This is a genomic window from Paraburkholderia sp. UYCP14C, assembly GCF_004197395.1.
Lineage (GTDB): Bacteria > Pseudomonadota > Gammaproteobacteria > Burkholderiales > Burkholderiaceae > Paraburkholderia.
The window spans coordinates 51,469-68,153 of the sequence record NZ_SELS01000035.1; the positions used below are offsets into that span (position 1 = coordinate 51,469).

The following is a 16,685-nucleotide window of genomic DNA, read 5'->3' on the forward strand; positions in this document are numbered from 1 at the left end:
AGCCCATCGCCCGATGTATTTGAGCGTATGGCCGGTGTTCCGCAGTTTAGCCCACGACCCTGCCCGAGCCCTGCGCCTGCTCCAGCACGAAGTCGATGAAGGTCGCCGCCGCGCGCGTGTGATGCCGGTTCGGCATGTACAGCATGTACATATGCGTGCCGAAGATGCTGAGCCGCCACGCATCGAGCGCGGTCAGCACGGCGCCGCGTTTCAGATCGTCCTGCACCACGTAGTCGGGCACGAGTCCGACGCCGAGACCGGCCAGCACCGCCTGCCGCAAAAATAGAAAGTTTTCCGAAATGATCGTCGGTTCGAGCAGCACCTCATGACGCTCGTCGCGCAGATACGCGGCGAGCCGCAACTGCTTGCCGATCACGGCCGCCGTAATCAGCGGCGCGGTGCGCAGGTCGTCGAGCGTCGCGGGCATGCCGTGCGTGCGCGCGAATTCGGGAGATGCGCAAGCTACGTAGCGGACCGGGCCCATGTCCCGCGCGACGAGGTTTTGCGGCGGCTCCGACATCACACGCACCGCGATGTCGATCTCGTCGCGCATCAGATCCTCGACGCGGTTCTCGAACATCACATCCAGCACGATGCCCGGATACAGCCGCTTGAACGCGATCAGCCATTCGGACATCACGAGTTGCCCGTAGCCGCTCGGCACGCTGAGCCGCACGCGACCCTGCAGGCTCTGGCCGAGCGTCGTCACCGATTCGCGCGCGGCCAGCAACGCGTTGCGGATCGTGCGGCCGTGCTCGTAGAGCCGCAGACCGATCTCGGTCGGCTCGACGCGACGCGTGGTGCGTCGCACCAATTGCAGGCCGACCGAACGCTCCAACTGGTTCAGGTGATAGCTGACGTTCGCGCGGCTCATCTTGAGCCGGCGCGCCGCCTCGCTCAGATTGCCGGCGTCGAGGATGTCGACCAGCAGGGTCAGCGAGTTGACGTCCATCGCCATATCTTTGTCAAAATAATTTTGACAGTCTGTCAATCAACCATGTGATTGTCAATGAACGTTGACCACTCCAGAATGAGACGATCGGACGCGCGCGCGTCGCCACCATCAAACGGAGACATCAGCATGACCCCTTCCTCCTCAGCCGACGTCGTCACCCGCGAATTGCGCGGCAAGGTCCTGCTCGTCACGATCGACCATGCGCCGGTCAACGCGCTATCCGCCGACGTGCGGCGCGGCCTGCTGGCCGCGATCGAAGCCGCCGACGCCGAGCGCGCCGTGGAAGCCGTGCTGATCGTCGGCGCGGGGCGCAACTTCATCGCCGGTGCCGATATCCGCGAGTTCGGCAAGCCGCCCGTGCCCCCTTCGCTGCCCGAAGTATGCAACCGCATCGAGGCCTGCGCGAAACCCGTGATTGCCGCGCTGCACGGCGCCGCGCTCGGCGGCGGGCTCGAAGTGGCGCTCGCCGCGCATTACCGGATTGCCGTCGACGGCGCGAAGCTCGGCCTGCCGGAAGTGCAGCTCGGCCTGCTGCCCGGAGCGGGCGGCACGCAACGCACGCCGCGCCTGATCGGCGCGCCGGCCGCGCTCGATCTGATCTTGAGCGGCCGCCATGCGAGCGCGAAGGAAGCGCTCGCGCTCGGGTTGATCGACCGTCTCGGCGACAGCGGCGACATCCTCGCCGAAGGGCTCGCCTACGCGCACGAGTTGCTCGCCGCGCACGCGCCGGTGCGCCGCACGCGCGATGCCGCCGCGTTGCACGATCGCGCCGCCAGCCTCGCCGCCGTCGCGAAAGCGCGTGAAGAAACCGCGAAAAAAGCGCGCGGCCTGTTTTCGCCGCTGAAAATCGTCGACGCGGTCGAAGCCGCGATCGAACAGCCCTTCGACGAAGGACTGAAGCTCGAACGCAAGCTGTTCCTGCAATGCCTCGACAGCCCGCAGCGCGCCGGCCTGATTCACGCGTTCTTCGCCGAGCGCGAAGTGCTGAAAGCGCCTGAAACGCGCGATGCGAAACCGCGCGCGCTCGACGCGATCGGCGTGATCGGCGGCGGCACGATGGGCGCGGGCATTGCGGTCGCGGTGCTCGACGCGGGACTGCCCGTCACGATGATCGAACGCGACGAAGCGTCGCTCGCGCGCGGCCGCGCGCATATCGACAAGGTCTACGACGCGCTGATCGCCAAAGGCCGCCTCACCGCGGAGAAGAAAGCCGCGACCATGGCGCGCTGGAGCGGCAGCACGTCGTACGATGCGCTTGCTCACGCCGACCTCGTGATCGAAGCCGTGTTCGAAGATCTCGACGTCAAAAAGGCCGTATTCGCCGAGCTCGATCGCGTCTGCAAGCCCGGCGCGGTGCTCGCGACCAACACCTCGTATCTGGACATCGAAGCGATCGCGGCCAGCATCTCGCGTCCCGCCGACGTAATCGGTCTGCACTTCTTCTCGCCGGCCAACATCATGAAGCTGCTCGAAGTCGTGGTGCCGAAGCAGGTCAGCGCCGATGTCGTGGCGACCGCGTTCGAGCTCGCGAAGAAGCTACGCAAGACGCCGGTGCGCGCGGGCGTGTGCGACGGCTTCATCGGCAATCGGCTGCTCGCCGTGTATCGCGCCGCCGCGGACGCGCTGATGGAAGACGGTGCGTCGCCGTATCAGATCGACGCGGCGGTGCGCGCGTTCGGCTTGCCGATGGGCCCGTTCCAGGTGGTCGACCTCGCCGGCGGCGACATCGGCTGGGCGGCGCGCAAACGCCGCGCGGCCACGCGCGACCCGAACGCGCGCTACGTGCAGATCGCCGACCGCCTGTGCGAGCGCGGCTGGTTCGGCCAGAAGACCGGCCGCGGATTCTATCTGTACCCCGAAGGATCGCGCGGCGGCATGCCCGATCCCGAAGTCGAGGCGATCATCGACGCCGAGCGCGTGCGCGCGGGCATCACGCCGCGCAGCTTCACCGACGAGCAGATCATGCGCCGCTATCTGGCCGCGATGATCAACGAAGGCGCGAACGTCGTGCACGAAGGCATCGCGCTGCGCCCGCTCGACGTCGATGTGACGCTGCTGTACGGCTACGGCTTTCCGCGTTACCGCGGCGGTCCGATGAAATACGCGGACAGCGTGGGCCTGGCGACGATTCTCGCCGACATTCGCGAGTTCGCGAAGGAAGACCCGCTGTTCTGGCGGCCGTCGCCGCTGCTGATCGATCTGGTCGAGCGCGGCGCGGATTTCGCGAGCCTGAACTCGACCGCCTGAGCCACCACGAACACTGACGGAACGACTGCGATGGATCTGAACTTCACCCCCGAAGAAGAAGCGTTTCGCGCCAGCGTGCTGGCCTTTCTGCGCGACAAGCTGCCGCGTCGTCTCGCCGACAAGGTGCACGGCGGCCGGCGTCTGACGCGCGACGATATGGCCGAGTGGCACGCGATTCTGAATGCGCAAGGCTGGCTCGCGAACCATTGGCCGAAGGAATACGGCGGCCCCGGCTGGAACCCGGTGCAGAAATTCATCTTCGAAAACGAATGCGCACTCGCCGGCGCGCCGCGCGTGGTGCCGTTCGGCGTCAACATGCTCGGGCCCGTGCTGATCAAGTACGGCAGCGACGCGCAGAAACGTCACTGGCTGCCGCGCATACTCGATGGTTCCGACTGGTGGTGCCAGGGCTATTCGGAGCCGGGCGCGGGCTCCGACCTCGCGTCGGTCAAGACAACCGCGGTGCGCGGCACGGACGCCGAGGGCGAGCACTACATCGTCAATGGCCAGAAGACGTGGACCACGCTCGGTCATTACGCAAACATGATCTTCTGCCTCGTGCGCACCGCGACCGACGTGCGCAAGCAGGAAGGCATCAGCTTTCTGCTGGTCGACATGAACACGCCGGGCGTCGAGGTGCGGCCGATCATCACGCTCGACGGCGAGCACGAAGTCAATGAAGTGTTTTTCACCGACGTGCGCGTGCCGGCCGGGAATCTCGTCGGCGAAGAAAACAAGGGCTGGACTTACGCGAAATATCTGCTCACGTACGAGCGCACGAATATCGCGGGCGTCGGCTTTTCGGTCGCCGCGTTCGACCGTCTGCGCAAGATCGCCGCGAAACAGCGGCGCAACGGCCGGCCGCTCGCCGAGGATCCCGCGTTCGCGGCACGCATGGCGCGCGTCGAGATCGATCTCGAGAACATGAAGACGACCAACCTGCGCGTGATCGCGGCCGTGGCCGGCGGCGGCGTGCCCGGTGCCGAGAGTTCGATGCTGAAGATTCGCGGCACCGAAATCCGTCAGGAGATTTCGTCGCTGACGCGGCGCGCGATGGGCGCTTATGCGCAGCCGTTCGTCGAGGAAGCGCTGCACGAAGGCTTCGACGGCGTGCCGGTCGGCCCCGACGAAGCCGCGAGTGCCGCGTCGCAGTATTTCAACAATCGCAAGCTGTCGATCTTCGGCGGCTCGAACGAAATCCAGAAGAACATCATCTCCAAGATGATCCTCGGACTGTAAGACTGTAAGAGGCGCACGTCATGAATTTTCAGCACACCGAAGACCGCCGCATGCTGGCGGATTCGCTGAATCGCTTCATCAGCGAGCAGTACGGCTTCGCCACGCGCGACAGGATCGCGAGTTCGACGCAAGGCTTCAGCGAGGAATTGTGGGCGCGCTTCGCGGAGCTTGGCGTGATCGGCGCGTTGTTCGACGAAGCGAGCGGCGGTTTTGGCGGCGGCGGATTCGATATTTCCGTCGTGTTCGAGAGCATCGGCCGTGGGCTCGTCGTCGAGCCGTTTCTCGATACGCTGATCGTCGGCCGGGCGATCGCTCGCAGCGGCAGCGACGCGCAGAAAGCGGCGCTCGGTTCGTTGATCGACGGCTCGCGGATCGTGGCGCTCGCGCATGGCGAACCGAACAGTCATTACGAACTGCCTCGGGTCGCTGCGACGCGCGCGGCGCGCAGTGACAATTGGTGGACACTGAACGGAGCGAAGGCTGTCGTTCAGCTTGGCGAGCATGCGCAAGTGTTCCTCGTCTCGGCACGCACGAGCGGCGAGGACGATGCCGAAGCCGGCATCACGCTGTTGCTGGTGCCGAGGGACGCCGCGGGAGTGACCGTGCGCGGCTATCGCAAGATCGACGGCGGACGCGCGGCCGAAGTGACGTTCGACAACGTCACGCTCGGCGACGACAGCGTGCTCGGCCCAGTAGACCAGGGCTACGCGACGCTCGAATATGCGGTGAGCTGCGGCGTGCTCGCGCTGTGCGCGGAAGCGGTCGGCGCAATGGACGTCGCGAAAGACTACACGCTCGACTATCTGCGCACGCGCAAGCAGTTCGGCGTGCCGATCGGCAGCTTCCAGGCGTTGCAGCATCGCATGGCCGATCTGCTGCTCGAAATCGAGCAGGCGCGCTCGGCGGTGATCAACGCGGCGGCGGCGCTCGACGGCGACCGAAACGCGCGCGAGCGCGCGGTGTCGGCGGCGAAGTACAGCATCGGGCGGATCGGCGCGCGAGTCGCGGAGGAATGCATCCAGTTGCACGGCGGGATCGGCATGACGTGGGAGCTGCCGCTCGCGCACTACGCCAAGCGGCTCGTGATGATCGATCATCAGCTTGGGGATGAGGATCATCATCTGGAGCGGTTCGTGTCGTTCGGCTACGCTGAGCGACAATCCAGTGCTGGGGCAACTTGCAGACAGACTTGATGCCCTCACAATCCACGCAATCCGGCGACCATGACCGACCGACGACATTTCATCTTGCAGGCCACCGCTGCCTGTCTCGCTGGCGCGTCGTTCGGCCTGGCGTCAGCGGCAAGCACTGCGCACAGGAATAGCGCCAGCTCGTTCCCGATCCCACCCGGCGCGTGCGACTGCCATGTGCATGTCATCGGTCCGCAAAGCCGCTATCCGATGTTGCCCGATCGCGACTACACGCCTCCCGAAGCGAGTGTGGCCGCTTTGCGTGCACACCTTGCGCAGCTCGGCCTGTCGCGCGTCGTGCTCGTCCAGCCGAGCTTCTACGGCGCAGACAATGCATGCCTCGTCGATGCGCTACAGGTGCTCGGCGACATCGCGCGAGGGACTGCGGTGATCGATCCGTCTGCGCCCGATGAAACGCTCCAGGCGCTGGCAGCCAACAGGGTCAAAGGCGTGCGCGTCAATCTGGCGTCGATCGGTCAGCAGGACCCCGACGCGGCCCGCGGCGTGCTGAATTCGCTCGCACGCCGCATCGGGCCGCTTGGATGGCACCTGGAGATCTACGCAGCGTCACCGGTGATCGCGGCATTGGTGGACGAAATCGGTGCGCTCGATGTGCCGGTCGTCCTCGATCACTTCGCGATGATCGAGCCGTCAAAGGGTATGGCCCAGCCGGATTTACCGCCGATCGTCGAGCTTCTGCGAAGCGGCCATGCCTATATCAAGCTGTCGGCGCCCTATCTCAAGCTGTCGGCGCCCTATCGCATCTCGCAACGCACGCCGGACTATGACGACGTGCGCCCGCTCGTGCGCCACCTTGTCGAGGCAAACCCCGCGCGCATCGTCTGGGCGAGTGACTGGCCGCACACCGAGCACGAGCCGGGCGACAAACCGACCATCAGCCCGTTCCGTCACGTCGACGACGCGCGCGTGTTCAATCAACTCGCGCACTGGGTACCCGAACCGGAATGGCGACAGCGCGTCCTCGTCACCAATCCAACCACGCTTTACGACTTTTGATGACCTGTCCGGGTCTCGACGCTTTTATCAGAACCGGTACTTGACCCGGATCTGGCCGCCATTCTCGACCTCATGCGCGGCAACCATGCCGTCATACTCCATACGCACATCGAGACGTTTGGTCGTATAGACCTCTACCCCAGCTGAAAATTTGCCCGCGACGTGCGCATTGGTGAGCGTATTGGTGAAGCTGCCGAAACCCGGGGCTGCGGCGAACGACGCGTTGGTCGTGTAGCTATTGCCTGCAATGAAGCTCACGCCGGCGCCGACATAGGCGTCGACTGTCGCCGACCCGATCTGCGCGCGCGTGCCGATCCGCAGATTCGGCGTGCCGGTCGCAATGACGCTGTTCGCGCTATTCACCTTCAGATTGAGCGCGCCCGCACCGCTCTCCGTGTAGCCCGGCAGATTGATGTAGTTCAGATCGCCGTCGAGCGCAGGCTCCAGGTAGAAGCGGCCGAACGGGATCTGATAGGCCGCGCGCAAGTGCAAGCCGAGATTGTACGAATCGGGCGAGGCGGTCGCCACCGCATTGGCGGTCGGGATCGCGCGCGAGCTGTTCAACCAGCCGTAGCTGGCGTCGACCGCTCCGGTGAAAGTCCACGGACCGACCTCGTGCTTGAGCGCGACGACGCCGAGAAGCGCATTGCCGTTGGCGCTCGTCAGGTTGTCGTTGCCGGTGAAGCGGTCGGTCTCGTAGCCGATGGCGCCACCGAGGAACCAGCCGGGCTGCAGCTGGACCTGACCGCCGACCTTCATCGTCGTACCTTGCCAGCCGAAACCCGGGAACGAAGCGTCGGCGCTGCGGTTTTCCCACATGCCCGTGGCGCGGAACCACACGCAGGAGCCCTGCTTTCTGACGGTGGTGTCGTCGTCGCCGAACTCCGGGCAACTGAAGACGGAGCGCGAGAATGCCTGGCTGGACTGGTAGCGCGCAGCGGCCACGCCGAGCAGCTCCTGGCCGGAGACGGCGGTCAGCGTCTGGGCATAGCCCGCCGTGCTACCGGCGCTGCCGAAGGCGCCGAAGATCGGCGAAAAGGTGGGATTGGCGCTGTTCCACAGCCGGTCCAGGTTGGCCGCGACACTTTGCTGCGTGGCCGAAGTCCCCTTGCTCGCACCGACGAAATCCGCATCGGTCTTGATCGCGACGGTGTTGCCCTGCACCAGCGGCGTGAAGCGGTAAACCGGCGTAGAAGAACCCGCGAGCGTCGCATCCGGCTGAATGCCGCCGGCCGCCGACAGCACGGTGCTCGTACTCTTCAGATAGCTCACCGGATCGGCCTGCACCTTACCGGCAAGTGCGGCGGTACCGGTGATGTTGAGCAGATCGGACCGCTTGTTGGCCGGATCGATCTGCACGTTCAGCGTGCCAGTCGAAGTCTGCACGAGATTGCCGGTGAGAACCGTATTGCCGATCGACTTCGCGCCGCCGACTTTGAGCGTGCCGGCATTGTTCACCGTGCCGCCTCCGACGTTCAGCGTGGTGGGTGTGTCGATCACGCCGCCGGGCAGATTGTTGACAACGCTGTTGCCGGGGCCACCAAGGGAGTAGATGTCACCGGTGATGGTGCCGGAGTTATTGACCGTGGTGGTGACGGACCCCTCGCCCCAGAATGTGGGGTCCACCAGGATCGCGTATTTGCCTAAGGTCTGGATGGTGCCCTGGTTGGTGATGACGTTGTTATTGCCGCCAATCAGACGGACGGCGGCAGCGTCGCGAATGTCCGGCGTCTCTATGGTCGTCGGGAAATTGGGGTCGTTCGTGCCGCCTATGACTTTCGACCCGGGCGCCAGGTTGATAAAGATTTGCCCGCCTTGATGGCCGTCGCTCTGCGCCAGGATGCCGGCGGACCCGACGCCTGTGGCCATGACCGTGTCGTTATTCTTGACGTTGACGGCGACCGTGCCGCCCACGCCGGCACCACCCGCGCTGCCACGTGACAGAACATGCAGCGGGCCGAGAATGCTCGAGTTGTCGTTGGCGGCCACCAGACCACCGCCACCGCCGATCGATTGCGCGAAGATCGCGGGCGCGTACCGGCCTGTCGTCACGACCTTCCCGCCGTTCATCACGATGACGTTGACGTTGCCGCCATTGCCGCTGTTGGCAAATACCGCGCCGCTCGTATTGTCATCGTAGTAGGTCGGAGCGGACGGGTCGCCGGCAAAGCCCCCGCCACCGCCGATCGATTGTGCGACGATCCCATACGCACCGTCGCCGGTGGTAGAGACAGTGTTATTGGTGTCCAGAACAAGAACGTTGCCGCCATTGCCGCTCGCGCCGCCAGCGCCAACGAGCACGTTCCCGTTGATCTGTCCGCCCGCCACAAACCCGCCCCCGCCGCCAATCGACTGCGCGACGATACCGTGCGCGTCAAGCCCGCTCGTCGTCACGTTGCCTTGCGTGTAGACATTGACGAAGCCGCCATTTCCCGAACTGCCGTTCTGACCGCCGAAGCTCAGTGTCACTCCGTAGATGTCGGCGATTCGCCCCTGAGGATTCTGGACGGCTTTGGAAGGATCGAATGTCTCATCGCTGCTCGCGGTCGTCACGACACCGCCGCCGCCGCCGATACTTTGCGCGAGGATGCCGACGCTGTGCTTGCCAAGTGTCGTGACCGTGCCGGAGTTGCTGACGTGCACGTCGCCGCCATCCCCGGCGCCTCCGCCATTGCCGCCCACGGCGACCGACAGGCTTTTCAGCGAACCGCTGACCGCGCCCGACATCGCGCCGTTGCCGCCACCGCCGCCAACGCTCTGCGCGTACAAGCCAAACGCTTCCACGCCCTGCGTCTCGACTGCGCCATTTGCCTTCTGCACGATACTCACCGCCCCGCCCGAGCCCGCCGCGCCACCGCTGCCGCCCACGGCGACCGCGGCCTGCACTTTCGAATCATTGTTCGACTTGCCGACCGAACTCGCCGCGCCACCGCTGCCGCCACCGCCGCCAACACTCTGCGCGAAGATGCCGTGAGATTGCGCGCCATAGGTGCCGATCGCGCCGGTGTTGGTTGCGTTCACGGCGCCGCCCACGCCACCCGCGCCGCCGCTGCCGCCGACCGACACGCCGACGCTGATCTGGTTCACGGTGCCCAGAACCTTCGATACTCCATCCGGCTGCGTGAGGAGCTTTTCCAGATCACCATAAGTCGCTTCGATTTTTTCGCCCAACGCTCCGTCCTGCAGGATGTTGTTGCCCAGGTTCTGCACATTCTGGTTGAGGCCGAGGCCGTTACCCAGAATGCCGAACAGGGCCTGGGCGTTGGAGTAGGTGTCGAGGCCGCTGCTGCCGCCCGCGGCCGCCGCGCCCTTGCCGCCTTTGCCCCCGCCGCCGCCGACGCTTTGCGCGAAGATGCCGGTCGAGGCCGCGCCGCGGGTGACGATGTTGCCGTTGTTGGTCGTCGTCACCGTGTTGCCGTCGCCGCCGACGCCACCCTTGCCGCCAACTCCCACGGCGATCGCAGCCGTGCCGCCGCTGGCCGCAGCGGTACCACCGCCGCCTGCGCCGCCGCCGCCGCCCACGCTCTGGGCGAACACCGCATCGGCGCCGTCGCCGCGCGTCGCGATCGAACCGTCGTTGGTCAGGCCGACGGTGCCGCCCGTCCCCCCTGTTCCACCCGTTCCGCCCACCGCGATCGACGCGCTGAAGCTGGTTTTCGCGTTAGTCGCCGTTGCCGAGGCATCGCCCGTGCCGCCATTGCCGCCGCCACCGCCAATCGACTGTGCGAACACGCCGTGGGCGTCCTGGCCCAGGGTTGCGATCAGCCCGGAGTTTTCCAGGTTGACGGCGCCGCCCGTGCCGCCGCTGCCGCCGCTACCGCCGAGAGCCACGGAGACCGACAGGGACGCCCCCTTGGCAGGTGACGCGGAGTAGGACGCGGCGGTTGCGTCGCCGCCCGTACCGCCGCCGCCACCGACCGACTGCGCGAACACAGCAGTTGCGCTGTCGCCCGCTGTGGTGATCAGACCGGAATTATCGAGCGTGACATTGCCGCCGGTGTTGCCGGTCCCGCCGGTGCCACCGATCGCGGCGCTGACACTGATTGAAGGAATATTTGGGCTGCCCGATGCGGCCACGGCACGCGCCGTGGCGCTGCCGCCGGAGCCGCCGCCGCCGCCGATGCTTTGCAGCACGACACCTTCGGCGTCCGAACCATACGTGACGACCTGCCCCGTATTGGTCAGCGACACCGCGCCGGCCGCGCCACCTCCGCCGCCTTGTCCGCCGATGGCAACCGAGCTCGACAGCGGGCCGCCGACGGTGAACGCTGTAGCGTTGCCGCCATTGCCGCCACCGCCGCCGATCGACTGGGCCTTGATACCGGCTGCGTGGTCGCCGTAGGTCGTGACGAGTGCGGCGTTGTCGACGGTGACCTGGCCGCCCGCGCCGCCACCGTGGGCATCCCCGCCGATCACCATGGTGATCAGCCCGCCGCCGCTCGACGTCGCGCTGCCGGCGTTGCCGCCAGAGCCGCCGATGCTTTGCGCGAGGATGCCGGCGCCACCGCTCTGGTCGAGGCTGCCAAACACGCTGTGCTGGCCCAGCGCGAGTTTCACCGCGCCGCCATTGCCACCCTGGCCGCCGTTGCCGCCGATCTCGAAGCCCGCGCCAGCGGTGGCGCCGCTGGCGTCGCCGCCGCTTCCGCCGCCGCCGCCGATGCTTTGCGCGATCAGCGGGATGCTGCCTGTGCCTGCGCCTGACTGACTGCCGGCCGTGACATACGCGTGGTCCGAGTTCACCGTGACCGCGCCGCCATCGCCGCCCGCGGCACCTGCACCGCCCGAGCCGGCCAGCGCGAAGCTGACATTACCGCCATTACCCCCACCGCCGCCGACACTTTGCACCAGGGCGCCGTGGGTATATGAGCCGTTCGTTTTGATTGTCGCCGAGTTCGTCGCGTCTCCAAGGGTCAGCGAAGCGCTCCCGCCGGCGCCTGCCTTACCACCGTTGCCGCCTTCACCCACGATAGGGCTCTGGACGCCGTCACCGCCGCCGCCGGCGCCGCCATTGGCCTGCACCAGCACCGCCTCACCGCCGATCAGCCCGGCAGCAGACTGCCCGGCCGGAACATTCGCCGTGTAATCGATCGAACCGAGGACGGTGGCGCCGGCGCTGCCGCCATTCCCGCCGTTGCCGCCCGCCCCACCCTCGTTGCGGATTGTGCTGTCGGTGGCGGTGCCACCGGTCCCGCCTGCTCCGCCATTTGCCTTGGCGGTTACGCCGCTGCCCGGCTGATACCGACTGTTCGCCGGTTGCATCTGATCGGAGAAAACGATCTGGCCACCGCTGCCGAGTTCCGCACTGGCTGTGCCGCCGTTACCTCCGTTGCCGCCGGTCCCGCCAAAACTGCCAATTCCACCGAACGCGCCACCAGCGTCGCCGCCTCTACCGCCCTCGGCGTCGGCCTGCATCGGAAAGATCTGGCCTGTCGAGGTGCCGGCGATCAGGCTGCCGTTCTGAAACGCAAGCGTCGCGGTACCGCCGGCGCCGCCGTCGCCGCCCTTGCCTCCATAGCTTTGCACGAGAAGATCGATCGGCCTGGGCGCGTCGCCCCCCGTTCCGCCGCTTCCGCCCTTGGCGATCACTTGCAGGCCCTTACCATAGAACTGGATATTGCCGGAGGCGTTAAGCGCCGCCTGACCACCCCGCCCCCCCGCTCCGCCGTTGCCGCCGTAGAGCGCCTGTCTGCCTTGGGTATTGGAGTCGCGGCCCGCTCCGCCGGCGCCGCCATTGGCTTCCACGTCGAGCGCAACTTCCGGAAGGACACCTTTCGAGTCGGGGCCAACCGTGCCGCTGAACTGCACGGAGACCGCGCCGCCCTTGCCGCCCGCTCCGCCGGCTCCCGTGTGGGCGGTGTTATTGTCGTTATAACCGCCCTGTCCGCCGACACCACCGTTACCACCGTTGACGGACCATTCCGCCCCCACCAGGGGGCTCTCTACGGACTGGGCGAAGCCTCCCTTCACCGTAATTCCGCTATTGACGCTGTTAAAGGAACCACCCGACTGACCAGCGAAGCCATCCTGGCCCCGTCCGTTCCAGGAACCGTCGTCAGCGCCGTTGCATCCTTGCTGGCCCGGGGCGTTCAGGTAGTACTGGGGAAGCGGCGCTGCGCCGAACGTCTGATTGGAGAAGTTGGTCTGTGCCGGCGCCGCAGGCAGCGCGGGGTTGGCGCTGCTGTTGCACTGGGCACGAACCGCGACCGGAACGAGCAGCGCTGCCAGCGACGCCACGGCCGAGGCTAATGCAACCACGGTGCGACGCTTGCGGCCGCAGCAATCCTCCATACAAAGCACCGACGTCAGTGCCCGGGCAGACTCACAATGCGATGAATGCTTGAAGATATACACGATCTTTCCCATTTTGGTTTTGTCGCAATGACTGGCTTTCCTGGCGACCCGGCTCGATCGGACAAAATCCGATTTCTGGACACGACGAATGACCGGAAGCCCGCACTGGCAAGTAATGCGTACGAAATTGAGCCCTGCCCACGAAGGTGATTAATTTCTAACTTTCGCCGGAGTATTTCGGTGGAAGTTTTCCAACTTGATAAAGGCCTTCAGAATGGGCTGAGGCAGCCTATGCGCGTTTGAAAAACATCAATCAATTGCGCTTGGGTTGCATAGTGCGCGTGATGACTTAGATATCAATTAGTAGGAGGGAACCACAGGTGCCGATAGCCGGGCTTGGTTGCATGGAACAAGGTCCAGGCGCTGAAAAGCGCCGCGCGAATTTCAAGCCTGGTACTGCACGTGCACGGCGGGCTTTGCACTACGGCAAGCAGGGATTCGATATTTGAATGGCTTCTTGCTGACCGACGCAGAACTATGTTTCTCTTCGGGGGACTCCGATCATCACAAGTAATCCGAAGAGGAATATTTAGAATATTGATTCTATGTACGTCAACAAGCCTGAAGATCTGTGTCTGTCTTTAAAACTGAAAATTTGACATCGCCGTCGTAAGGAAACGAGTAGCCGAGACGTGCCGTCACACCTCGGGCGATTCGCCGAGCGTCACGGTCCAGCCGAGGCCACGCACGTTGCGAATCACAGACTGTCCGAACTTCTTGCGTACACCGTGGATGAGCACGTCGACCGCATTGCTCTCGACTTCCTTACCCCACCCATAAAGCTTCCCCTCGAGCTGATCTCGCGAGAGGATAGTACCGGGGCGCTCGAGGAACGCGAACATCAGTGCGAATTCGCGCGCCGACAGAACGGACGACACCCCGTTGCAGCATAGCGTTCGTTTGTCGAGATCGAGGTTCAGCGAGTCATTGCCAAGACGCGACGACGCAAAGCCCGCCCTGCGACGCAGCACGGCACGAATCCGCGCAAGCAGTTCGGGCAGGTGAAAGGGCTTCAGAACGTAGTCGTCAGCGCCGAAATCGAGCCCCTGGACCCGCGCGTCGAGGTCGTCACGTGCAGTCAGGATCAGAATGGGTACCTTGCTACCCTTCTCACGCGCCGTCTTCAGCAATTCAATGCCGCCCATGCCGGGCAAACCAAGATCGAGCAAGACCAGCGTATATTCAACGGCAGCGATGGCCGCACTGCCGGCATTGCCGTCGCGTACCCAGTCGACGCTGTACTCCGCATCCTGAAGCGCGCGCAGCAAACTTTGACCGATCTGCAGGTCGTCTTCGACTATGAGCACTCGCATGGTGCAATGTCCACAGCAATGGAGCGTTGTCGTTGGGTGCAAGGCAAGGAACGTTTCTCCGCGGGCGCGTTTTGCGCCTGAGCGATTCGCGATTCATGCGTATTGCGCCGGGTATGTCGCATCAGTTCGGACCCTTCGCATCAGGAGAATTGGCTCTTCCCGGGAAATACTTTCCGAACCACTCGCGAATGCCGGAACTGGTGAAGCTGTATCGCACGGGATTTATACAAGTGGCTGAACACGGGCCCCATGAAGAATCGCTATCCTCAGGATCGACAAGCAGGAAATAGACATTAAGCATATGTCCCTCTCACGTAGGAGACCCTCTTGCGTCAGGGATTCGCTCGCAATAATTCCCGGAATCCACTTTCCATTGGCACTTTTCAGCCGACCGATCCGCAATCTTCGTCTCAGGAAATATTCTAGATGTTAAGAATGAGATTGGAATGAGTATTGACGGACCGGTCCTTGCCGCGCGCGAGCGTTCGAAAAAGGCCGCTCGCCCTGACAACATGCGACCAATCTAACAGGTCGAACCTGGACTATCAGTTGATCGTTGGATTGTTCGGGAGGGCGTCACATAAATGGGGTCGGTCGCGATGTGCGTATCGCGTCATCGCGCTCGCTCAGCCTGCCCGGCAGAATAAAGCCGCTGTCTGGAATTCCGATACCCTGGCCTCGAGTCAAGCGATTTGAAACGCGGCAACAGGAGCATCGACGAACAGGCTTCCCGGCAGTTTCCTGTCAGGGACGCTTCGTCGTCTTGAGCAGATTGAGTGAGTTGACCGCTGCGGAGCATGTCGATTCAATCTGGAAGGGATTCGGAGAGAATTTGTAATTGCAGGCATTGATGCCCTTGTTGTCGCTTACGAACATCTCGTAACGGCCCGCGCCATGGTTTGATCGCGGATAGACAATGATCGCGTTATCCTGTGTTTGATAATCGGGAATACCTTGATAGGCGACCGTTTTCTGGACATTGGCCAGGTTGCCGGTCTGACCGTAATCGTGCGGATCGGCGCCCTGAGCCGGCCATTGGCCGGTCGTTACGCCCATATACGCATCATTGTTCTGCTGCGTGAAGGCCAGAGTTTTCTTCAATGGCTCGTCGTTATACTCGAAGTACACGGTGCCCACATTGTTCGCCTGTTGGGAACGGCTTACGACGATACCCCAAACATAATTCCACCAATGCGGATTGAAGCTGTCGGTTTCGTTATCATGAGCCCCCATTTCGCTGATGAGAAACGGCTTATTGTATTTCTGCGTAAGCGCCGTGATCTGGTTGAACATCAAACTGTATGAGCCCGCAGACGATGGGTTGGACGCGTCGCCGCGATATCCAGAATTCACCGAAATAATATCGATATTGCTCGGGCCGATGGCCTCGAGTATTGGACTCTTGCCATTGGCGTCGAGAGTCCATTGACTCGGATTATCAACCGCCGAATACGTGATTCTGGCAGCCGGACACAGCTGACGTACGACCCTGGCAGCAAGCTGGACGTTCTGGGCAACATTTCCGTTCGGATTGCCCAGAATCTCCTGGTCGAATTCGTTGCCAATGCTGTAAGCGAGCACCGCGTTGTGCAGTTGTCCAGCAGGACAGGTTTCTTGAACAATTGAAGTAATGATTCCTTTAGCAGTGTCAGGCGGCTGTTGCGACGCATAGGTTGTTAGGACAGGATAGATGACCTTCATCTTCCGAGCGTCCAGTTGGTCAAGAAACGCCGTATGCGACTTGTTGTATGTATTGATGTTGTAGAGACGAATTGTGTTGACCCCCATATTTTGCATATCATCGAGATCGAGCTTCCACCGCTGCTTGAGCGCATTGTTATATTGAAGGTTTTTTCCGTCGCCACCCTCCGGTAGCAGTCCGGTCAGATCATCGTCGTAGCAGGGGCTCGTCCAGCTGTTCTGATTGTCGATATGCGCGCCGGAGCACAGCCATGCTCCACCCTCGCCGGCCTTAATGTCATATTGACTATTGGTGGTGTACCAGCCACGGGGTTCAGGTTGATACACCATGCCATTTACAAACCATGCCTGATCGTCGACATAGAGCTTGTTGTTCATGATGGTTGTCGCACCATGTGCGTTGAGTGCGGCAATTCCGGCAAATATCAGAAAGAGCGATCGTTTCATGGCCAAATCTCCAGATTCTTGAATAGGCGTGAGTCGCGACGCAATCAGGCTTGAAACGACCACTTAAGGTGCCGCGACGACATGCTCTATTAGAACGTTCGCCGGATTAGCTTTCTATTAGTCGGACGGTTTCGCACAGGGTCATTTGGCTAATGCATTCGGATGCGCATTTATTCGCAGTCTTGAATAATTGGCAGTTTCGTCTTTGCCGCAAGTCGCCGCCGC

At 63.5% G+C, this 16,685-nt stretch carries 8 protein-coding genes; 4 read left to right on the forward strand and 4 right to left on the reverse strand.

All coding sequences use genetic code 11. From position 1 onward, the window contains the following. Positions 1-46: 46 nt before the first annotated feature. On the reverse strand, positions 47-952 hold the full coding sequence (locus EVC45_RS27355; protein ID WP_129961341.1) for a LysR family transcriptional regulator: 906 nt from the start codon (positions 950-952) through the stop codon (positions 47-49). A 129-nt stretch (positions 953-1,081) separates the two neighbouring features. Here EVC45_RS27355 and EVC45_RS27360 point away from each other — a divergent pair, with 129 nt between their 5' ends. Genes EVC45_RS27360 through EVC45_RS27375 form a run of 4 tightly spaced genes read left to right on the forward strand, consistent with a single transcriptional unit; the run spans position 1,082 to position 6,648 of the window. Further along, complete coding sequence (locus EVC45_RS27360; protein ID WP_129961342.1) at positions 1,082-3,202, forward strand: 3-hydroxyacyl-CoA dehydrogenase NAD-binding domain-containing protein; 2,121 nt, start codon at positions 1,082-1,084, stop codon at positions 3,200-3,202. Positions 3,203-3,232: 30 nt separating this feature from the next. Beyond that, entirely contained in the window at positions 3,233-4,441 is a 1,209-nt protein-coding gene (locus EVC45_RS27365; protein WP_129961343.1) for an acyl-CoA dehydrogenase family protein, read from the forward strand. Positions 4,442-4,461: 20 nt separating this feature from the next. After that, on the forward strand, positions 4,462-5,634 hold the full coding sequence (locus EVC45_RS27370; RefSeq protein WP_129961344.1) for an acyl-CoA dehydrogenase family protein: 1,173 nt from the start codon (positions 4,462-4,464) through the stop codon (positions 5,632-5,634). 30 nt (positions 5,635-5,664) lie between these two features. Further along, entirely contained in the window at positions 5,665-6,648 is a 984-nt protein-coding gene (locus EVC45_RS27375) for an amidohydrolase (protein ID WP_129961345.1), read from the forward strand. Between the two features lie 27 nt (positions 6,649-6,675). Here the strand turns inward: EVC45_RS27375 and EVC45_RS27380 are convergent, their stop codons facing one another. The 3 genes from EVC45_RS27380 to EVC45_RS27390 form a co-directional block, all read right to left on the reverse strand. After that, on the reverse strand, positions 6,676-13,011 hold the full coding sequence (locus EVC45_RS27380; RefSeq protein ID WP_248295274.1) for an autotransporter outer membrane beta-barrel domain-containing protein: 6,336 nt from the start codon (positions 13,009-13,011) through the stop codon (positions 6,676-6,678). A gap of 626 nt (positions 13,012-13,637) precedes the next feature. Then, positions 13,638-14,312, reverse strand: a complete 675-nt coding sequence (locus EVC45_RS27385; RefSeq protein WP_129961346.1) for a response regulator transcription factor — start codon at positions 14,310-14,312, stop codon at positions 13,638-13,640. Positions 14,313-15,056: 744 nt separating this feature from the next. Next, a complete protein-coding gene (locus tag EVC45_RS27390; RefSeq protein WP_129961347.1) occupies positions 15,057-16,460 on the reverse strand; it encodes a hypothetical protein in 1,404 nt (467 codons plus the stop codon). Positions 16,461-16,685 lie beyond the last annotated feature (225 nt).

Coding starts and splice junctions, on each gene's coding strand:
- EVC45_RS27370 (WP_129961344.1), top strand. CDS start 4,462: ATGAATTTTCAGCACACCGAAGACCGCCGCATGCTGGCGGATTCGCTG.
- EVC45_RS27380 (WP_248295274.1), bottom strand. CDS start 13,011: ATGGGAAAGATCGTGTATATCTTCAAGCATTCATCGCATTGTGAGTCT.
- EVC45_RS27375 (WP_129961345.1), top strand. CDS start 5,665: ATGACCGACCGACGACATTTCATCTTGCAGGCCACCGCTGCCTGTCTC.
- EVC45_RS27355 (WP_129961341.1), bottom strand. CDS start 952: ATGGACGTCAACTCGCTGACCCTGCTGGTCGACATCCTCGACGCCGGC.
- EVC45_RS27360 (WP_129961342.1), top strand. CDS start 1,082: ATGACCCCTTCCTCCTCAGCCGACGTCGTCACCCGCGAATTGCGCGGC.
- EVC45_RS27365 (WP_129961343.1), top strand. CDS start 3,233: ATGGATCTGAACTTCACCCCCGAAGAAGAAGCGTTTCGCGCCAGCGTG.
- EVC45_RS27385 (WP_129961346.1), bottom strand. CDS start 14,312: ATGCGAGTGCTCATAGTCGAAGACGACCTGCAGATCGGTCAAAGTTTG.
- EVC45_RS27390 (WP_129961347.1), bottom strand. CDS start 16,460: ATGAAACGATCGCTCTTTCTGATATTTGCCGGAATTGCCGCACTCAAC.